The sequence below is a fragment of the Qipengyuania flava genome (genome assembly GCF_011762005.1).
GTDB lineage: Bacteria > Pseudomonadota > Alphaproteobacteria > Sphingomonadales > Sphingomonadaceae > Qipengyuania > Qipengyuania flava.
Genome location: NZ_JAASQU010000001.1, coordinates 1,266,619 through 1,283,253 on the forward strand (window position 1 = coordinate 1,266,619; position 16,635 = coordinate 1,283,253).

General features: G+C 65.2%; 12 protein-coding genes. 4 read left to right on the forward strand and 8 right to left on the reverse strand.

The window, feature by feature from the left end; genetic code table 11:
• Nucleotides 1-100 precede the first annotated feature (100 nt).
• Nucleotides 101-439, reverse strand: a complete 339-nt coding sequence (locus FHS69_RS06240) for a tRNA-binding protein (RefSeq protein WP_166776930.1) — start codon at nucleotides 437-439, stop codon at nucleotides 101-103.
• A gap of 31 nt (nucleotides 440-470) precedes the next feature.
• Nucleotides 471-1,919: a helicase HerA domain-containing protein gene (locus FHS69_RS06245; RefSeq protein WP_067462773.1), complete on the reverse strand. Its 1,449-nt coding sequence runs from the start codon at nucleotides 1,917-1,919 to the stop codon at nucleotides 471-473.
• Between the two features lie 119 nt (nucleotides 1,920-2,038).
• On the opposite strand from FHS69_RS06245, the gene FHS69_RS06250 reads away from it, so the two are divergent.
• From FHS69_RS06250 to FHS69_RS06265, 4 genes are all read left to right on the forward strand, one after another.
• Nucleotides 2,039-4,261, forward strand: a complete 2,223-nt coding sequence (locus FHS69_RS06250; RefSeq protein ID WP_166776931.1) for an acylase — start codon at nucleotides 2,039-2,041, stop codon at nucleotides 4,259-4,261.
• A 50-nt stretch (nucleotides 4,262-4,311) separates the two neighbouring features.
• Entirely contained in the window at nucleotides 4,312-7,167 is a 2,856-nt protein-coding gene (locus FHS69_RS06255) for a M16 family metallopeptidase (protein WP_166776932.1), read from the forward strand.
• Between the two features lie 68 nt (nucleotides 7,168-7,235).
• A complete protein-coding gene (locus tag FHS69_RS06260; protein WP_067462765.1) occupies nucleotides 7,236-7,541 on the forward strand; it encodes a hypothetical protein in 306 nt (101 codons plus the stop codon).
• A 118-nt stretch (nucleotides 7,542-7,659) separates the two neighbouring features.
• Nucleotides 7,660-9,000 carry an ABC1 kinase family protein gene (locus FHS69_RS06265; protein ID WP_166776933.1) on the forward strand — a complete coding sequence of 447 codons (1,341 nt, stop codon included), beginning with the start codon at nucleotides 7,660-7,662 and terminating at the stop codon, nucleotides 8,998-9,000.
• Between the two features lie 64 nt (nucleotides 9,001-9,064).
• Here the strand turns inward: FHS69_RS06265 and FHS69_RS06270 are convergent, their stop codons facing one another.
• From FHS69_RS06270 to FHS69_RS06295, 6 genes are all read right to left on the reverse strand, one after another.
• Nucleotides 9,065-11,227, reverse strand: coding sequence for a S46 family peptidase (locus tag FHS69_RS06270; protein ID WP_166776934.1), 2,163 nt, complete (start codon nucleotides 11,225-11,227; stop codon nucleotides 9,065-9,067).
• A 143-nt stretch (nucleotides 11,228-11,370) separates the two neighbouring features.
• On the reverse strand, nucleotides 11,371-12,867 hold the full coding sequence (gene gatB, locus FHS69_RS06275; RefSeq protein ID WP_166776935.1) for an Asp-tRNA(Asn)/Glu-tRNA(Gln) amidotransferase subunit GatB: 1,497 nt from the start codon (nucleotides 12,865-12,867) through the stop codon (nucleotides 11,371-11,373).
• Nucleotides 12,860-13,060: a hypothetical protein gene (locus FHS69_RS06280; protein WP_166776936.1), complete on the reverse strand. Its 201-nt coding sequence runs from the start codon at nucleotides 13,058-13,060 to the stop codon at nucleotides 12,860-12,862. Before FHS69_RS06280 ends, gatB begins: the two co-directional genes overlap by 8 nt.
• On the reverse strand, nucleotides 13,060-14,541 hold the full coding sequence (gene gatA / locus FHS69_RS06285) for an Asp-tRNA(Asn)/Glu-tRNA(Gln) amidotransferase subunit GatA (RefSeq protein WP_166776937.1): 1,482 nt from the start codon (nucleotides 14,539-14,541) through the stop codon (nucleotides 13,060-13,062). Before gatA ends, FHS69_RS06280 begins: the two co-directional genes overlap by 1 nt.
• Nucleotides 14,541-14,843, reverse strand: coding sequence for an Asp-tRNA(Asn)/Glu-tRNA(Gln) amidotransferase subunit GatC (gene gatC, locus FHS69_RS06290; RefSeq protein ID WP_166776938.1), 303 nt, complete (start codon nucleotides 14,841-14,843; stop codon nucleotides 14,541-14,543). Before gatC ends, gatA begins: the two co-directional genes overlap by 1 nt.
• A gap of 56 nt (nucleotides 14,844-14,899) precedes the next feature.
• Nucleotides 14,900-16,615, reverse strand: coding sequence for a DUF4153 domain-containing protein (locus FHS69_RS06295; protein WP_166776939.1), 1,716 nt, complete (start codon nucleotides 16,613-16,615; stop codon nucleotides 14,900-14,902).
• Between the last annotated feature and the right edge of the window lie 20 nt (nucleotides 16,616-16,635).

The window sequence follows — 16,635 nt, forward strand, 5'->3', positions numbered from 1 at the left end:
GTGTTGCGATTATGCAACACAAGCCCCGTCGCGAAATAAACGAGGTGTATTAGTCGGATATAGGGGTGCGACGTGGGTTGTGAAGCCACCGGCCGAAAATTCAGGCCAGCCGCGCGCCGTCGGGCACGTCCGGATCGGGCCGGGCCAGAAATATAGCCCCGGCGGCGTCGGGAAAGCCGAGCACGAGGATCTCGGACATGACCGGGCCGATCTGGCGCGGCGCAAAATTGACCACTGCCATTACCCGCTGCCCGACGAGGTCTTCCGGGGTGTAATGGTCGGTGATCTGCGCAGAGCTTTTGCGTTCACCGATGTCGGGGCCGCAATCGACCCACAGCTTGATCGCCGGACGGCGCGCCTCGGGGAAGGGTTCGGCGCGGGTCACGGTGCCAGCGCGAATGTCGAGCGCGGCGAAATGGGCAAAATCGGCATGGTCCATGGGTCCGGTCTATGCAGACCGCCGCGCCGTATCAACCGTTTGCGAGCGGCTCCAGCCCCGGCACCATGACCGTCCGGTCGCCGCCGAAATCCTCGCGCACAACGACCAGCCCCTGGCGTTCGAGATGATCGAGCAGGCGCCGGATGCGCCCCGGCGAGCTGGTTCCGTAGGCGCGCGCCAGTTCGTTCTCATCGACCTGCGTCTCGCCCGCATGCGCTGCCTTAGCAATGACGAGGAAGGGGCCGAGCAGGTCTTCTTCCACCGCTCCGGCGAGTTCCATGATCCGCGCCTGCAGGACCTCGTCCAGTTCCTCCAGCCCCGCCCCCGCGACCGCAAAACGACGCCGGAAGGCGCGCATGTCGGGCATCGGGCCGATCAGGCGTTCACGCCGGCAGCGCGACAGGAAGGTCTGGTATTGCGCGCTCGCCGACTGGAAGGCGACACCTTCCTCGCTCGCAAGTTCACGGATGATTTCACCGATCCGCCTGGCAACGGCAGACGTATCGACCGGTTCGGCGGGTGTCTCCACCTGGCGTTCCTCGGCTCGCGCGATGCTGTCTTCCATGTCCTCGACCCGCGGCGCGGGAGGCGGCGCCGGAGGCGGCGGTGCCTTGGCGACGTCGCTGGCGAGGTCGGTGGTCAGCAGCGCCGCCATGTCTTCGGGCGCGGTGTCGGGCAGCGCCATAAGCCCTTCGCTGCGCACCTGGTTGCCCGTCTTCACCGGGCCGATCTTGCAAGCAAGCGGAAGCCGCGTGATCGCGGGTCCAAGCGCGAGGAAGTGGCCGCGCTCGAGCTCGCGGATACGCTCGGCCTGTCGCCGCTCCATGCCGAGCAAATCGGCGGCGCGGACCATGTCGATATCGAGAAAGGTGCGCCCCATGAGGAAGTTCGAGGCTTCCGCAGCGACATTCTTGGCCAGCTTCGCCAGCCGCTGCGTCGCGACAATCCCCGCGAGACCGCGCTTGCGCCCCCGGCACATGAGGTTGGTCATTGCGGTCAGCGTCATCCGGCGCGTGTCTTCGGCCATTTCGCCCGCGGCTGCAGGAGCGAACATCTGCGCCTCGTCGACCACCACCAGCGCGGGATACCAGTGCTCGCGCGGGGCATCGAACAGAGCGGTCAGGAATTGTGCCGCGCAGCGGATCTGCTGTTCGACCTCAAGCCCGTCGAGATCGAGCACCACGCTGGCGCGGTGTTCGCGGATACGCCGGGCCAGCGCCTCGATCTCGCCCGGCGAATAGGCCGAGCCGTCGATCACGACATGGCCGAATTCTTCGGCAAGGCTGGGGAAATCACCCTCGGGATCGATCACCACCTGCTGGACCATCCCTGCGCTCTCTTCGAGCAAGCGGCGCAGCAGGTGCGACTTGCCGCTGCCCGAATTGCCCTGGACGAGCAAACGGGTGGCGAGGAGTTCCTCGATGTCGAATTCGACCGGCTTGCCGGCAGAATCGGTTCCGATGGTGATCTGCGCTGTCACTGCCTGCTGGTTAGCGAGCAGGACCCGCTCCGGGGAACAGCCGCGAAGCGGTTTTGCCCAATCGCATTGCGTCGTCTGGCGGCGCTCGCTAGGCGAGTTGCAAGAGAGGACGGAAATCTATGACAAAATGGCTGGGGCGCATCGGCATTGCGCTGGTGGTGCTGGGACTGAGCGTGTTCGTCGGTCTTGCGACTTGGGAACCCTTCTGGGCCAAGCGCGACGATATCACCCTGCCCGAACGCATCTATACCGCCGAGATCATCCGCGACGATTTCGGCGTCCCCCATATCTACGGGAAGACCGATGCCGATGTCGCCTACGGCGTCGCCGTAGCGCATGCCGAGGACGATTTCTTCACGCTGCAGGACGTTATCGCGATGAGCCGCGGGCGCTATGGCGCGATCGCGGGCGAAGAGGGTGCAGCCTTCGACTACGCCTATCACCTGCTCGATGCGCGCGGTCTTGCCGAACGCGAATATCCGCATCTCCCCGAAGACACGCGCGCGCTGTTCGATGCCTATGCCGCGGGCCTCAACGAATATGCCGCAACGCATCCAGGCGAAGTCAAGCTGGGCAATCTCTTCCCCGTCGACGGAACGGATGTCGCTGCCGGCTTCGCGCTGCGGCAGCCGTTCTTCTTCGGCCTCGGTAACATCATCGAACCGCTGGTCTCGGGCAAGCCGCTCAACCGCGAACACGGCCCGGCGATACCCGTGGCCGATGGCAGCAGCGCAGCCCCGACAGCAGACAGCAGCGAAACGCCCTCCGAGCGCGCCCCCGACCAGGTCCGCGCACACCCGCTCCCCTGGGGCGAGGACGGCGCCCTGGCCGGTTCCAACGCCTTCGCGGTGACCCCTGAGAAATCGGGCGGCCCGACCATTCTCGTTTCGAACAGTCACCAGCCTTGGCGCGGCGGCGTGGCGTGGTACGAACTGGTCGTCGAGAGCGAGGAAGGCTGGCATTATGCGGGCGCGAATTTCCCCGGCAGCCCCTTCCCTTTCCTCGGGCATAGCGAGCACCTCGGCTGGACCAATACGGTCAACACGCCCGACATGGTCGATGTCTATCGGCTGGAGATGAGCGAGGACGAAAGCCGATACCGGATCGGCGGCGAATGGCGCGACCTCGAAGCGACGACGGTCACCTTGCCGGTCAAGCTCGGCCCCGTCACGCTGCCCATTCGGCGTACGGTCTATCGCAGCGTCCATGGTCCGGTGATCAGGAACGACGACGGCTTCTTCGCTATCCGCTATGGCGGAATCGGCAATCTCGGCCAGCTCGATGCCTATTACCGGCTCAACAAGGCAACCGATCTCGAGCAGTTCGAGACCATCCTCGCGCGGATGGACATCCCGTCCACCAACTTCATCTATGGCGATAAGGCGGGCAACATCGCCTATATCTACAACGCCGCGCTGCCCGACCGCGTGAAAGGGTACGACTGGCGCAATATCCTGCCCGGCGACGATCCCCGGGCGATCTGGTCGGGGCCGGTCAGCTATGAACGGCTGCCGCGCTATGTAAATCCGGCCAGCGGCTGGATCTACAACGCCAACAACACGCCTTACACCGCCGCCGGCGCGGGCAGCGACCTCGCGCCAGAAGATTTCGCGCCCGAACTTGGCGTCGAACTCAAGCAGACCAACCGGTCGCGTCGTGCGTGGAAATTGATGAGCGAGGCCGAAACGCTCGACCGCGCCACGCTGGAGGCGATCAAATACGACACCGCTTATGATCGCGCCGGTTATGTCGCGCGACTGTGGGACGAATTGCAGGCGCTCGACCTGTCGGACGAAGCGGAGTTGGCCGATGCGCGCGACATGCTGATGGGTTGGGATTTCACCGCCGACAGCGTTGGCCGCGCCGATGCCCTTGCCCTGCTGATGATCCGCGAATTCATGTCGTCGAGCTATCAGAACAAGCCATGGCCCGATGCCCGCGACGAACTGGCCCGGCAGGTGGCGCATCTCACCGAGCACTTCGGACGCATCGACCCGCCGATGGGCGAGGTGCTGCGACTGCGGCAGGGCGATGTCGATCTGCCGCTCGATGGCGGTTCTGACACGCTGCGCGCCTCGACCACCTGGGACGTCGACGAGGACGGCCGGCTTTCGGTCCGCCATGGCGACAGCTTCATCCAGTGGGTCGAATGGCTGCCCGGCGAACGCGTATCCTCGCGGTCGATCCAGCCCTTCGGCGCGGCGACCACGCGTCCCGCTTCCCCGCACTACACCGATCAGGCTATGCTGTTCGTCCAGCACCGCTTGAAGCCGGTCCATTTCTGGCGTGACGACGTTGTCGCCCATGCGGCGTCTCGGAAAACCGTGACCAACCGCCGCTGATCCCCTATTCTCCGTCCGGGCGACATGTCCGTTCAACCAATCGAGGTACCATGCAGTTCAAGCCCCTTCTCACCGCCAGCGCTCTTGCTCTCGCGCTCGGCACCGGCGCCCCTGCGTTCGCCCAAGCTCCCGCAGCGAACGTTGCCGCAAGCACCGCAGATGCCGCTCCAGCCGAACTCTCGACGCTCGTCGACCAGGTCGACATCCCCTACGAGAAGTTCACGCTCGAAAATGGCCTCGATGTCATCGTCCATACCGACCGCAAGGCGCCGATCGTCGCGGTCGCAGTGTGGTACAATGTCGGCTCCAAGGACGAACCCAAGGGCAAGTCGGGTTTCGCGCATCTGTTCGAACATCTGATGTTCAACGGCAGCGAGAACGCCCCCGAGGATTATTTCCAGTACCTGCAGGAAATGGGGGCCACCGATTACAACGGCACCACCAATTTCGACCGCACCAACTATTTCCAGACCGTCCCGACCCCCGCGCTCGAACGCGCGCTGTGGCTCGAAAGCGACCGCATGGGGTATCTTCTCGGCGCAGTGACGCAGGACAAGCTCGATAACCAGCGCGGTGTCGTGCAGAATGAAAAGCGCCAGGGCGACAACCAGCCGGGCGGGCTGGTCTTCTACGAAATCATCAAGGCGCTTTTCCCCGCGCCGCATCCCTACGACCACACACCGATCGGCTCGATGGCCGATCTCGACAGCGCGAGCATGGAAGACGTCCGCAACTGGTTCCGCGACAAATACGGTCCGAACAACGCGACCGTCGTTCTGGCCGGCGATGTCTCGGCAGACGAAGCCCGCCCGCTGGTGGAAAAGTACTTCGGCCCGATCGCGCGCGGCCCGGTGAACGAACCCGCACATGCCGAAGTCACCGAACTGACCGAGGACGTGCGCACGGTCATGCGCGACCAGGTCGCCGCTGTCTCGATCGACAAATATTGGACCGCCCCCGGCATTACCGATCGCGAGCTGACCGCGCTGACCGTGGGGGCACAGATCCTCGGCGGCCTGTCCTCCAGCCGACTGGACAACACGCTGGTGCGCGACGAACAGCTCGCAGTGAGCGTTTCGGCGGGCAATTACGCCTGGCAGCGCGTGGGCATCCTCAACGTATCGGCCACCGCACGTCCCGATGTCGACGAGTCCGAGGTCGAACGCCGGCTGGACGAGCTGGTCGCACAGTTCATCGCCGAAGGCCCGACCGAAGACGAAGTGCGCCGCGCTGCGACGAGCACCGTTGCCGGCACGATCCGCGGTCTGGAACAGGTTGGCGGCTTCGGCGGCAAGGCGGTGACGCTCGCTTCGGGTGAAGTGCTCGCCGACGATCCGAGCTTCTATGCCCGCCAGTTCGAAATCCTCGCCACGCTGACCCCCGGCGAAGTGCAGGCGGCGATGCAGCGCTGGATGACCCGCCCCTCTTTCACGCTCGTGCTCAAGCCGGGCGAACGTGACGGCTCCTACGAGGAAGCTGCGGGCGTTGCGGAGGCCGCTGGCGACGGCGATCCCGCCGAAGAGGTGACGGTGACCAAGGTCCGCCCGGCCCCGCCCATCGACTCGGTTGCCGAACTCGACTTCCCCGAGGTCCAGCACACCACGCTGGCGAACGGCATGGCGCTGCATTACGCGCAGCGCGACGCCATCCCCGCCACCTATGTCACGCTGTCCTTCGATGCGGGCAGCACCGCCGATCCGGCGGACAAGCGCGGGCTCGAAGGGCTCGCCCTCGGCCTGTTCGAGGAAGGCACCACCACCATGAGCTCGCGCGAGATTGCCGAGACCAGCGAACGTCTGGGTGCCAATATCTCGCTCGGCGGCGGCGCCGACCGGTCTAGCTTCACGCTTTCCGCGCTTTCGGCCAATCTCGTGCCCTCGCTCGAACTGCTGTCGGACATCGTCCGTAACCCGGCCTTCGCCCAGTCCGAGATCGACCGCGTGCGCGCCCAGCGCATAACCGGGGTCGAGCAGGAACTGCGCACTCCGTCGGCGATTGCCGCGCGCACGATCTCGCCACTGATCTATGGCGCCGAAAGCCCCTATGCCGGACCCGACACGGGTACCGTCGCGTCGCTGAGCGCGATCACGCGCGAAGACATCACCGGCTTCAAGGACCGCTGGATCCGTCCCGACAACGGCGCAGTGTTCGTCGTTTCCGACCGCCCGCTGGCCGAGATCGAAACGGCGCTGAACGGCGTGCTTGGCGACTGGCAGGCCCCTGCGGTCGCCAAGGGCACCAAGAGCTTCGACGACGCGCCCGCAGCGTCCACCGAAAGCCGCATCGTGCTGGTCAACCGGCCCAATTCGCCGCAGAGCTACATCTACGGCGGGCAGCTAACCTCGGTCGACCCACGCGGCGAGACCTATGTCGACTTCCTCAACGCCAACAATGCGCTGGGAGGCAACTTCCTCGCACGGCTCAACATGAACCTGCGCGAGACCAAGGGCTGGAGCTATGGCGTGCGCGGCGCGCCGCTGACCAATGAGAACGCCGTTGCCTATACGGTGCGGGCACCTGTCCAGGCCGACCGGACCGGCGATGCGCTGGCCGAACTCATCCGCGAGACCGGCGAATTCCTCGACACGCGCGGCATTACCGAGGCCGAACTGACCCGGATCGTCACCGCCGAAATCGGTGAATTGCCCGGCCAGTTCGAAACCTCGGGCGCGATCCTCGGCGCGATGCAGACCAACGCCATGTACGGTCGCCCGGACGACTATTACGAGCGCGTGGCCGATCGCTATCGTGCGCAGACCGCCGAAAGCCTCGATGCAGCAGCGCGCGCGGCAATCGATCCCGACCGCTTCGTCTGGGTGATCGTGGGCGATGCCAGCGTGGTCGAACCCCAACTCGAGCAGCTCGGCCTCGCGGTCGAACGGGTCGAGATGGCGGGCACCGAATAATTGACATTCGTGTCAGCAAGCGCGATGAAAACGCCACTACAAACCCTCAAGTGAAGAGAGGAACTTCCATGTCCGTAGCAGGCACCTATGATACCGTCGTGAAGAGCCCGATGGGCGACCAGAAGGGCACGCTGACCGTGGTCCCCGGCGATGACGGCAACAGCTTCACCGGTTCGATGGCCGGCGGCATGGGCTCGATGGACATCACCGACGGCACGATCGAAGGCGACACGATCAAGTGGAAGATGGACATGACCGTCCCCATGCCGATGACGCTCAACTGCACCGCCACGGTCGAGGGCGACCAGATGACCGGCACTGTCAACGCCGGCGCATTCGGCGACATGCCGCTGACCGGCCAGCGCCAGGGCTAAGCCCCCGGAACGGCATCAAAAAGGGCGTCGGGAGCGATCCCGGCGCCCTTTTTGCGTATTGGAGCCGCTGCCGCCCCGTGGGAACCTGTCGGAGAGGACAGGCTTGGAAGAATGACCGATGGACGATGACGACAACCCCAAGAGGCGCCACCGTGCGATCCCGTCGAGCCGTGCCGCGCGACTGGGTGCCTTCGGCCGGCTGGCGGGCGGTGTCGCCTCGGGGATGCTGGGCGAAGGGGCGCGGCGGCTGGCACGCGGAGAACGCCCGCGGATGCGCGACCTCGTCCTGACCCCCGGCAATGTCGGGCGGCTGGCAGATCGCCTGTCGCACCTGCGCGGCGCGGCTATGAAGCTCGGCCAGATGATTTCGATGGACGCGGGCGACCTCTTGCCGCCCGAACTCGCTGCGATCCTGGGGCAATTGCGTTCGCAGGCGCACCGCATGCCGCCGGAGCAACTGCGCCGCGTCCTCGACAGCGAATGGGGACCCGACTGGCGTCGCCGCTTCGCGCGCTTCAACGCCACTCCGATCGCCGCCGCATCGATCGGACAGGTACACCGCGCCACGCTGCCCGACGGCCGCGAGCTGGCGATCAAGGTTCAGTACCCGGGCGTGCGCGAAAGCATCGATTCCGATGTCGACAATGTCGCTACATTGCTGCGTGTCTCGGGCGTCCTGCCGCGCGAATTGGACCTCGCACCGCTGCTCACCGAAGCCAAAAGGCAGTTGCACGAGGAAGCCGATTACGAGCGCGAGGCGGCGCAGATGACCCGCTTCGCCGACTGGCTCGACGGACATGCCGATTATGTCGTTCCGCGCCCGTTGCCCGAGCTCACCACGGCGCGCGTGCTGGCGATGGATTTCATCGACGGCATTCCGATCGAAGCACTGGCCGATGCCCCGCAGGAGCAGCGCGACGCTGCCATGCGGGACCTGATGGCACTGGTGCTGCGCGAAATGTTCGAATTCGGCGCGATGCAGACCGATCCCAATTTCGCCAACTATCGTTTCCAGCCCGACACCGGCCGCCTGGTATTGCTCGATTTCGGGGCTGCGCGCGATGTCGATCCTGCGACCGCACGAGGCTATCGGAACCTCCTGTCGGCAGGGCTTTCGGGTGATCGCGACGCGGTCCGCGAAGCCGCCCGGGCGGCGGGCTTCCTGGGCGAAGCGGTCGTGGCCCGTCACCGCCCGCTGGTCGACCGGATGATCGACATCGTGGTGACCGAGATGAACCGCCCCGGCCCGTTCGACTTCGGTGATCGCGGCTTCGTCGAGGTGCTGCGCGAACAGGGGATGGAGATGGCGGCCGACCGGTCGACCTGGCACATTCCCCCGGTCGAGACACTGTTCGTGCAGCGCAAGGTAAGCGGCACCGCGCTGCTCGCTGCCCGGCTCGAAGCACGGGTCGATGTGCGCGAACTGGTGCGCCCCTATCTCGAGGAGGGCGCCGGCTGACCGCACGAAAAGGGGCTGCCGGATCGCTCCGGCAGCCCCATTTCCGTTGTGAATGCCATTCGGTCTAGCGGACGATGTCCATTTCCTCGATCAGGCCCTGTGCGCCGTCGACCTTGTCCATCACCCACAGCATGTAGCGCGTGTCGACATGGATCGTGCGCGTGGTACGCGGATCGAAATCCCAGTCCGAATTGACGCTTTCGAAGGTGCCGTCGAACAGCAGGCCGACCAGTTCGGCGCGCGCATTGAGCGTGGCCGACCCGCTATTGCCGCCGGTGCTGTCGAGATCCGAGAGGAAGTTGACCGGCACCGAACCGATGCTGCCCAGCGCATAGGGGCCGTAATCGCCCGCCTGGATGCTGGCAAGCTGGCCCTCGGGCGCATTGAAGGGCTCTTCCCCGGTGTCCTTTTCGAGGATTCCTTCCAGCGTGGTGAACGGCAGATAGGCCATGCCGTCACGCGGACTGCCGCCCCGCACCTTGCCATAGGTCACGCGCAGCGTGCTGTTGGCATCGGGATAGGTCGCAGCGCCCTGGCTGCGCTGCCATTGTGTGATCGCATCCATATAGGCGGGCCGTAGCGCCAGTGCGCGCCCCTCGCGTTCCTCGCTCTCGGACTCGAGCTTGCGCTCGTAATCGTAGAGCGCGACCGCGAGCTGCATGAACGGATCGCCGCTCGCTTCGAGCTCGGAGACGCTGGCATCCATCAGCGCGAGCCGCGTGTCGGTTTCGTCGAGCGTGGTGGCAGCGTAATAGCCGTCGATCACGTCTTCGGCCTGCGCGATATCGCTCGCACCCGCGATCCCCAGCGCCTCGTCGAAGACCGCGACGCGTTCGGCAGGGGGCTGTTCGAGATAGCCGTCGAGGAACAGCAGCCATTCGGCCTTGTCGACCGCGGCGTCATAACGCCGGTCGAGCGCCTGCAGGCTTTGGCGGAAGAACGCCATGTCGCGCTCCTGATAGCCGCTCTCGCGCTGTGCATCGGGCTTCTCGCGCTCCTTGGCGAGGCGATAGAGCCGCTGCGCCGCCGACAGCAGCTGCGGCCGCGTGACGTTGCCATACCAGAAATTGGTCCGCGCCGCGGTGGCGCTTTCTTCCGACAGCGTGTCGAGCGCAGCGATGGCTTCGCCATAGGGTGCCCGGGCGGCAGCGGCCGCGATCCACGTATTGAGTGCGGCTTCGCGTTCGCGTCGGCGATCGACCAGCCCGACCCGGCGCGCGCCATCGATCTGCCCGCGCAGGTTCTTCTCGTAATTGTTCAGCCCGGCGAGACGCGATTCATATTTGACCCGCGCGTCCGAACCCAGCGGTGCAGCCTCCTCGATCGCGTCGATCCAGTCGTTGAGCAGCGTGACGAAGGTCGGATAGGTCCAGCCGAAGGTGTTCTCGACTTCGCCCAGCCGCGTGTAGCGCTGGGTCGAACCGGGATAGCCCGCCGCCATGACGAAATCGCCATCATCGAGACCCGCAGCGCTGACCTTGAGATGGTGTTCGGGGCGGTAAGGTACGTTCTCTTCCGCATATTCGGCGGAAGAGCCATCCGGGGCGACATAGGCGCGATAGAAGGCGAAGTCGCCGGTGTGGCGCGGCCACATCCAGTTATCGATATCGCCGCCGTACTTGCCGACCGCGTCGGCGGGGGCGTAGACCAGCCGCACGTCCTTGACCTCGAGCCGCTTGATCAGCGTGTATTCCTTGCCGCCATAGAAGCTCGCCACCAGGCAGCGGAAGCCCACGTCCTGTTCGCATTCGGCGGTGATGTCCTTCACCCGCTGGTCGACCGTTTCATAGCGTTCGGTCGGCGAGAGCGTGTCGATCCCGTCGCGCACGCGTGCGGTAACATCGGTGATTTCGGTGGTGACATAGACGCGCGATCCGGGCGCAGCGGGCAGTTCGTCGGCCTTGGCCTGCGCGAGGAAGCCGTCTTCGAGATAGTTGTTCTCGGCGGTCGAATTGTACTGCACCGATCCGCGCGCGCAGTGGTGGTTGGTGACCACCAGCCCTTCGGGCGAAACGAAACTTGCCGAACAGCCCTGCAGTTGGACGATCGCGCCCATCGGGAAACCGGTGAGATCGGCCAGCTTCTCGGGCGCGACCTCGAGCCCCATGGCGCGCAGGTCTTCGGCGATTTCGGGTAGCTGGCCGGGGGTGAACATCCCCTCCTTGGCAGCCAGCGGGGCGGATGCGACACAGGCCAGAAGCGCTGCGACCACGGCGGTATTCTTCATTGAATTCAGTCCCCTTCCATCCGTGCAGCATGCACGGGAATGGTCGGGGGACTAAGGCCGGGCCCAAGACCGGACAAGCGCGCTCTCGGCCAGCGGCTTGTCGGCTCGACGAGGGCCGCGCGTTTCGGCCCTCGTCCGAACGATCAGCCCAGCTTGTCCTTGAGGATCTGGTTGACCACCGCCGGGTTGGCCTTGCCCTGCATCGCCTTCATCGTCTGGCCGACGAAGAAGCCGAACAGCTTGTCCTTGCCGCCGCGATACTGTTCGACCTTGTCCTCGTTATTGGCGAGGATTTCGTCGATCGCGGTTTCGATCGCGCCGGTATCGCTGACCTGTTTGAGGCCCTCGCTGTCGGCGATTTCCTCGGGGTCGCGTCCGGTCTTGAGGACGATCTCGTAAATCTCCTTGGCCTGTCCGCCGGAGATTTCGCCCTTGTCCTGCATGGCGAGAATGGCCGCCTGCGCTTCGGCAGTGGCATTGGCCATGTCGGCCTCCTCGCCCAGCGACTTGACCACGCCCGGCGCCACCGAAAGCGCCCAGTTCGCCACCTGTGTCGCGACCTTGGCCTCGGGCTTGCCGATCTTCGCCGCGGCAACGCCAAGCAGTGTTTCGAAACGCGCGAAGGTTTCGACCTCGGCGGTCAATTCGCGCGCATTGTAGGGCGTGAGGCCCAGCTCGTTTTCATAGCGCGCACGCTTGGCGTCGGGCAGTTCGGGGAGCGAAGCGCGGCATTCGTCGAGGAAGGAATCTTCCAGTTCGAGCGGCAGCAGGTCGGGATCGGGGAAGTAGCGATAGTCATGCGCGTCTTCCTTGCTGCGCATGGTCCGCGTGGTGCCGGTGTTCGGATCGAACAGGCGCGTTTCCTGATCGACCGTCCCGCCATTCTCGAGCACATCGACCTGGCGGTTGGCTTCGTATTCGATGACCTGCATCACGAAGCGCACCGAGTTGACGTTCTTGGTCTCGGTCCGCGTACCGAATTCCTCGCCCGGCTTGCGCACGCTGACATTGACGTCGGCGCGCATCGAACCCTCTTCCATGTTCCCGTCGCACGAACCGACATAGCGCAGGATCGCGCGCAGCTTGCGCACATAGGCACCCGCTTCGGCCGGGCTGCGCATGTCGGGCTTGGAGACGATTTCCATCAGCGCCACGCCCGAACGGTTCAAATCGACATAGGACATGGTCGGATGCTGGTCATGCATCAGCTTGCCCGCATCCTGTTCGACATGGATGCGTTCGATGCCGATGACCTTGTCTTCGGGAATGCCGGCCTTCTCATCGGCCTCGATCAGCAGCTGCCCTTCGCCCACGATCGGGTGGTAGAGCTGGCTGATCTGGTAGCCCTGCGGCAGATCGGCGTAGAAGTAGTTCTTGCGGTCGAACCGGCTGTATTTGTTGATCTCGGCGTCGATCGCCATGCCGGTACGCACCGCCTGGCGGATGCATTCGCGGTTGGGCACGGGCAGCATGCCCGGCATCGCCGCGTCGACGAGGCTCACCTGCGTATTGGGTTCGGCGCCGAAGGCGGTCGAAGCGCCGCTGAACAGCTTGGCGTTGGAAGTGACCTGCGCATGGACTTCAAGGCCGATCACGACCTCCCATTCGCCCGTCGCGCCCTGGATGCGGTAACTAGTCATCGATCTTCTCGCTCTGCGTGAGGTTCACGCTCATGTCTTTCTTCTCGGCGGCGGGCGCCTGCGGGGGCAGCTGTTCGCCGCCGGGGCCGAAACGCGCTTCGCCATGCTCGACGTTGCGCGAAATATAGAACGCGACCGCGCCCGTCAGGAAAATCGCCCCGACGATGACCAGAAGCATTCCGACCCCGGGCATTACCACCACTTCTCCGGCTGTGCGTCGAACCCGGAACGCTGCTGCATCGCGAGTCCGGCGTTGAGCACGCCCTGTTCGTCGAAGGGCTTGCCGACAATCTGCAGGCCGAGCGGCAGGCCATCGGCATTGACCGTGGCGGGAACGCTCATCGCAGGTAGGCCCGCGAGGCTGGCGGGCACCGCGAAGACGTCGTTGAGATACATCGTCAGCGGGTCTTCGTTGAGCGAACCGAGCGGGAAGCTGGCGGTCGGCGTGGTCGGCGCGAGGATCGCATCGCATTGCGCGAACGCCTGCTCGAAGTCCTGGCTCACCAGCGTGCGGATCTTCTGCGCCTGCGTGTAATAGGCATCGTAGAAGCCTGCGCTCAGCACATAGGTGCCGATCAGGATCCGGCGCTTGACCTCGTCACCGAAGCCGGCGGCGCGGGTGGCGGCATACATGTCCTGCAGGCCCGCCCCGTCGGGCAGGTCGCGCAGGCCGTAACGCACGCCGTCATAGCGCGCGAGATTGCTCGACGCTTCGGCGGGGGCGACGATGTAATAGGCGGGCAGCGCATATTTGGTGTGCGGCAGGCTGACATCGACGATTGTCGCGCCCGCGTCGCGCAGCCATTCCTTGCCCTGCTCCCAGCTCTTGAGGATTTCCTCGTCGGTGCCGTCCATCCGGTATTCCTTCGGGATACCGATCTTCTTGCCCTTGAGGTCGGCATCCAGCCCGGCTTCCCATGTGGGAACATCCATCTGCAGGCTGGTCGCATCCTTGGGATCGAAGCCCGCCATGGCCTCGAGCATGATCGCGCAGTCTTCGACGCTGCGTGCCATCGGGCCCGCCTGGTCGAGGCTGGAAGCGAAGGCGACCACGCCCCAGCGCGAACAGCGGCCATAGGTCGGCTTGATCCCGCAGATGCCGGTGAAGGCGGCGGGCTGACGGATCGATCCGCCGGTGTCGGTGCCCGTTGCGGCCGGGGCGATACGCGCGGCGACCGCGCTGGACGAACCGCCCGACGAACCACCCGGGCTCATCGCGGCATTGCTGCCTTCCTTGCGCCACGGCGAATTGACATTGCCGAAATAGGACGTCTCGTTCGAGGACCCCATCGCGAACTGGTCGAGGTTGAGCTTGCCGAGCATGCCCGCACCCGCGTCCCAGAGCTTCTGGCTGACGGTGCTTTCGTATTCGGGCGTGAAGCCCTCGAGGATGTGGCTCGCGGCAGTGGTCTGCACGCCCTTGGTGGCGAACAGGTCCTTCATGCCGATCGGCACGCCGCCCATGATCCCCAGGTCCTCGCCACGCGCGCGCTGGGCATCGGCGGCATCGGCAGCGGCCAGCGCATGGTCGGGCGTGGTCACGATGAAGGCGTTGAGGTCGGCGGCATCGGCGACGGCGGTGTTGAAAGCCTCGGCCACCTCGCGCGCAGTGAAGCTGCCGTCCGCCACGCCGTCGCGGATCGCCTTAACGCCGAGATTGGTCAATTCGCTCATTATTCGATCACCTTGGGCACGCCGAAGAAGCCGTGTTCGGCCGCCGGCGCATTGGCCAGCACATCCTCGCGGCGGCCACCCGCGGTTTCGGGGATCGCATCGACCACGTCGTCGCGCAGGCGCAAGCTGTTGGGAATGACCGCGGTCATCGGTTCGACGCCGCTGCAATCGACCTCGCCCAGTTGTTCGACCCAGTCGAGGATGTTGTTGAGTTCGGGGACCATCGTATCGAGCTCGGCATCGCCCATCTTGATGCGGGCGAGCGAGGCGATCTTGGCCACTTCTTCGCGTGTGACTGACATGCTCGCGCACTAGCCGCGCGCGCGGCCCGCTTCAAGCACGATGCTGCGATGCAATGCTATTCGAAAGGCTGCCCTGCGGGATGGCCGTCGATATAGATACGCCGCCCCGTCCATTCGCGGATCTCGACGGTCGAGTCCTCGCTCTGATCGGGCTCCGGGACCTCATTGAGGGTGGCGACCTCCACAGCCCTTTCGGCCGCACCTTCATCGGCTGGACCGGAAATGTCGAATTCTTCCTGCGCGACCCGGCCCCCTTCGACCAGCGCCACCATGCGCTTCCCGTTCTCGCCCATTCCCAGATCCAGCGCCACGCAAGGTGCATTGCAACGCCACGCACTAGCACGGACATGTTGTATGACCAGTTCCTGCAGGGCCGCGTCTTCGAATTGCAGGCGCAGATTGGCAAGCCGGCTGTCGCGCTCGTCGCTTCTCTCGGCATTGCGATAAGTCCGAATTTCCGCCTCGAGCGCTTCGTTCGCAAGGTCCGCGATGTCGGGATCGTTGCCCTCGGCAAGCCGCGCCAGCGCCTCGCGGCCCGCATCGCCGAAATCCCAGCGCAGCGCGTCGAAATCGAATTCGTCTACGGCGACCTTGCCGCTTTCCAGCCGCGCGAGCTGGTTGCGCGCGGAGATCGCCCCGAAATCGAACAATGGCAGCGCGAGAATGAAGGCCAGCACGCAGGTCGCCACAGCAAGATGCATGTTGGCGCTGCGCACGCGCTCCATCCACCCTGCCATGCGCCCTCGGATCGGAGCGATGAAATAGGCGAGGCCATAGGCCACTGCCACGGCCACCGCGACGATACCCCACAGCCGTTCGGGGCTGAGTCCGTATTCGGCGATCCGCGTGCCGGTCGAAATCGCCGCGAGCAGCGCCAGCGGGAAGATTGCCAGCGCCAGCACCAGCGCCGCCCACCGCAGTGCGCGATTGCCGGACACCTCATGATCGGCGTTGCGGATCACCGCATTGACCAGCACGAAACCCGCCACAGCTACCGAGAGCAGCAGCGGTGTGGGGCTTTCGGTCGCATTCCACAGCACCGCTATGCCGCTTGCCAGCACTGCCAGCAGGAAGATTGCCAGCGCAATCGCCATTGGCACCGCGATGATCGAGAACACCAGCATCACCACCGATTGCAGCGTGCCGATGATCTTCAGCTGGTTGCGCAGCACACCCAGCGCCGCGCCGAAGGCCGCGCCCGAAAAGCTCCAGCCGAACCAGCCCTCGTCGATGAGGTTCTCGACCAGATCGATGTCGATGGCGGAGAACAGCGCGGCGAGCAGCAGCAGCAGCAACCACGAGACGCCGGTAAAAACCAGCGCGCCTGCACCGCTAATGGCATCGGTCCAGACGTGGAAATGCGTGCGGTCGTAGGCCGTCCGCCAGCGCAGGCGATGGAAACCAGCCTGGAACAGCGGCAGCGCCAGCGTGATCGCGACCAGTCCCGCCGCCACCCAGAAAGCCTGGTCGGCATGACGGTCACCCGCAGAAGTCGCGCGCCAGGCGATCCCGGCCATGACGAGCGCCACCACACCGGCAAAGACCAGCGGCTTTTTCCAGCGCGCGCGATCGAGCGTGAAGGCAAAGGCCAGCGGTCCGAACACCAACGCCGCAGCCAACGCTGCGCGCCAGGGGACCAGATCGGCGCCAGCCGGGTCGGTAACGAAATGAACCGCGAGCCCGGCCAGCGCGAGCAGCGCGGCCAGCACCCATGGGCGCACCGGCCAATCGGCATGGGTCCCGGGCGCTTGGTCGGTCTCTCCCTCACTCATGCGCCCGGCCCTTCCCTGCT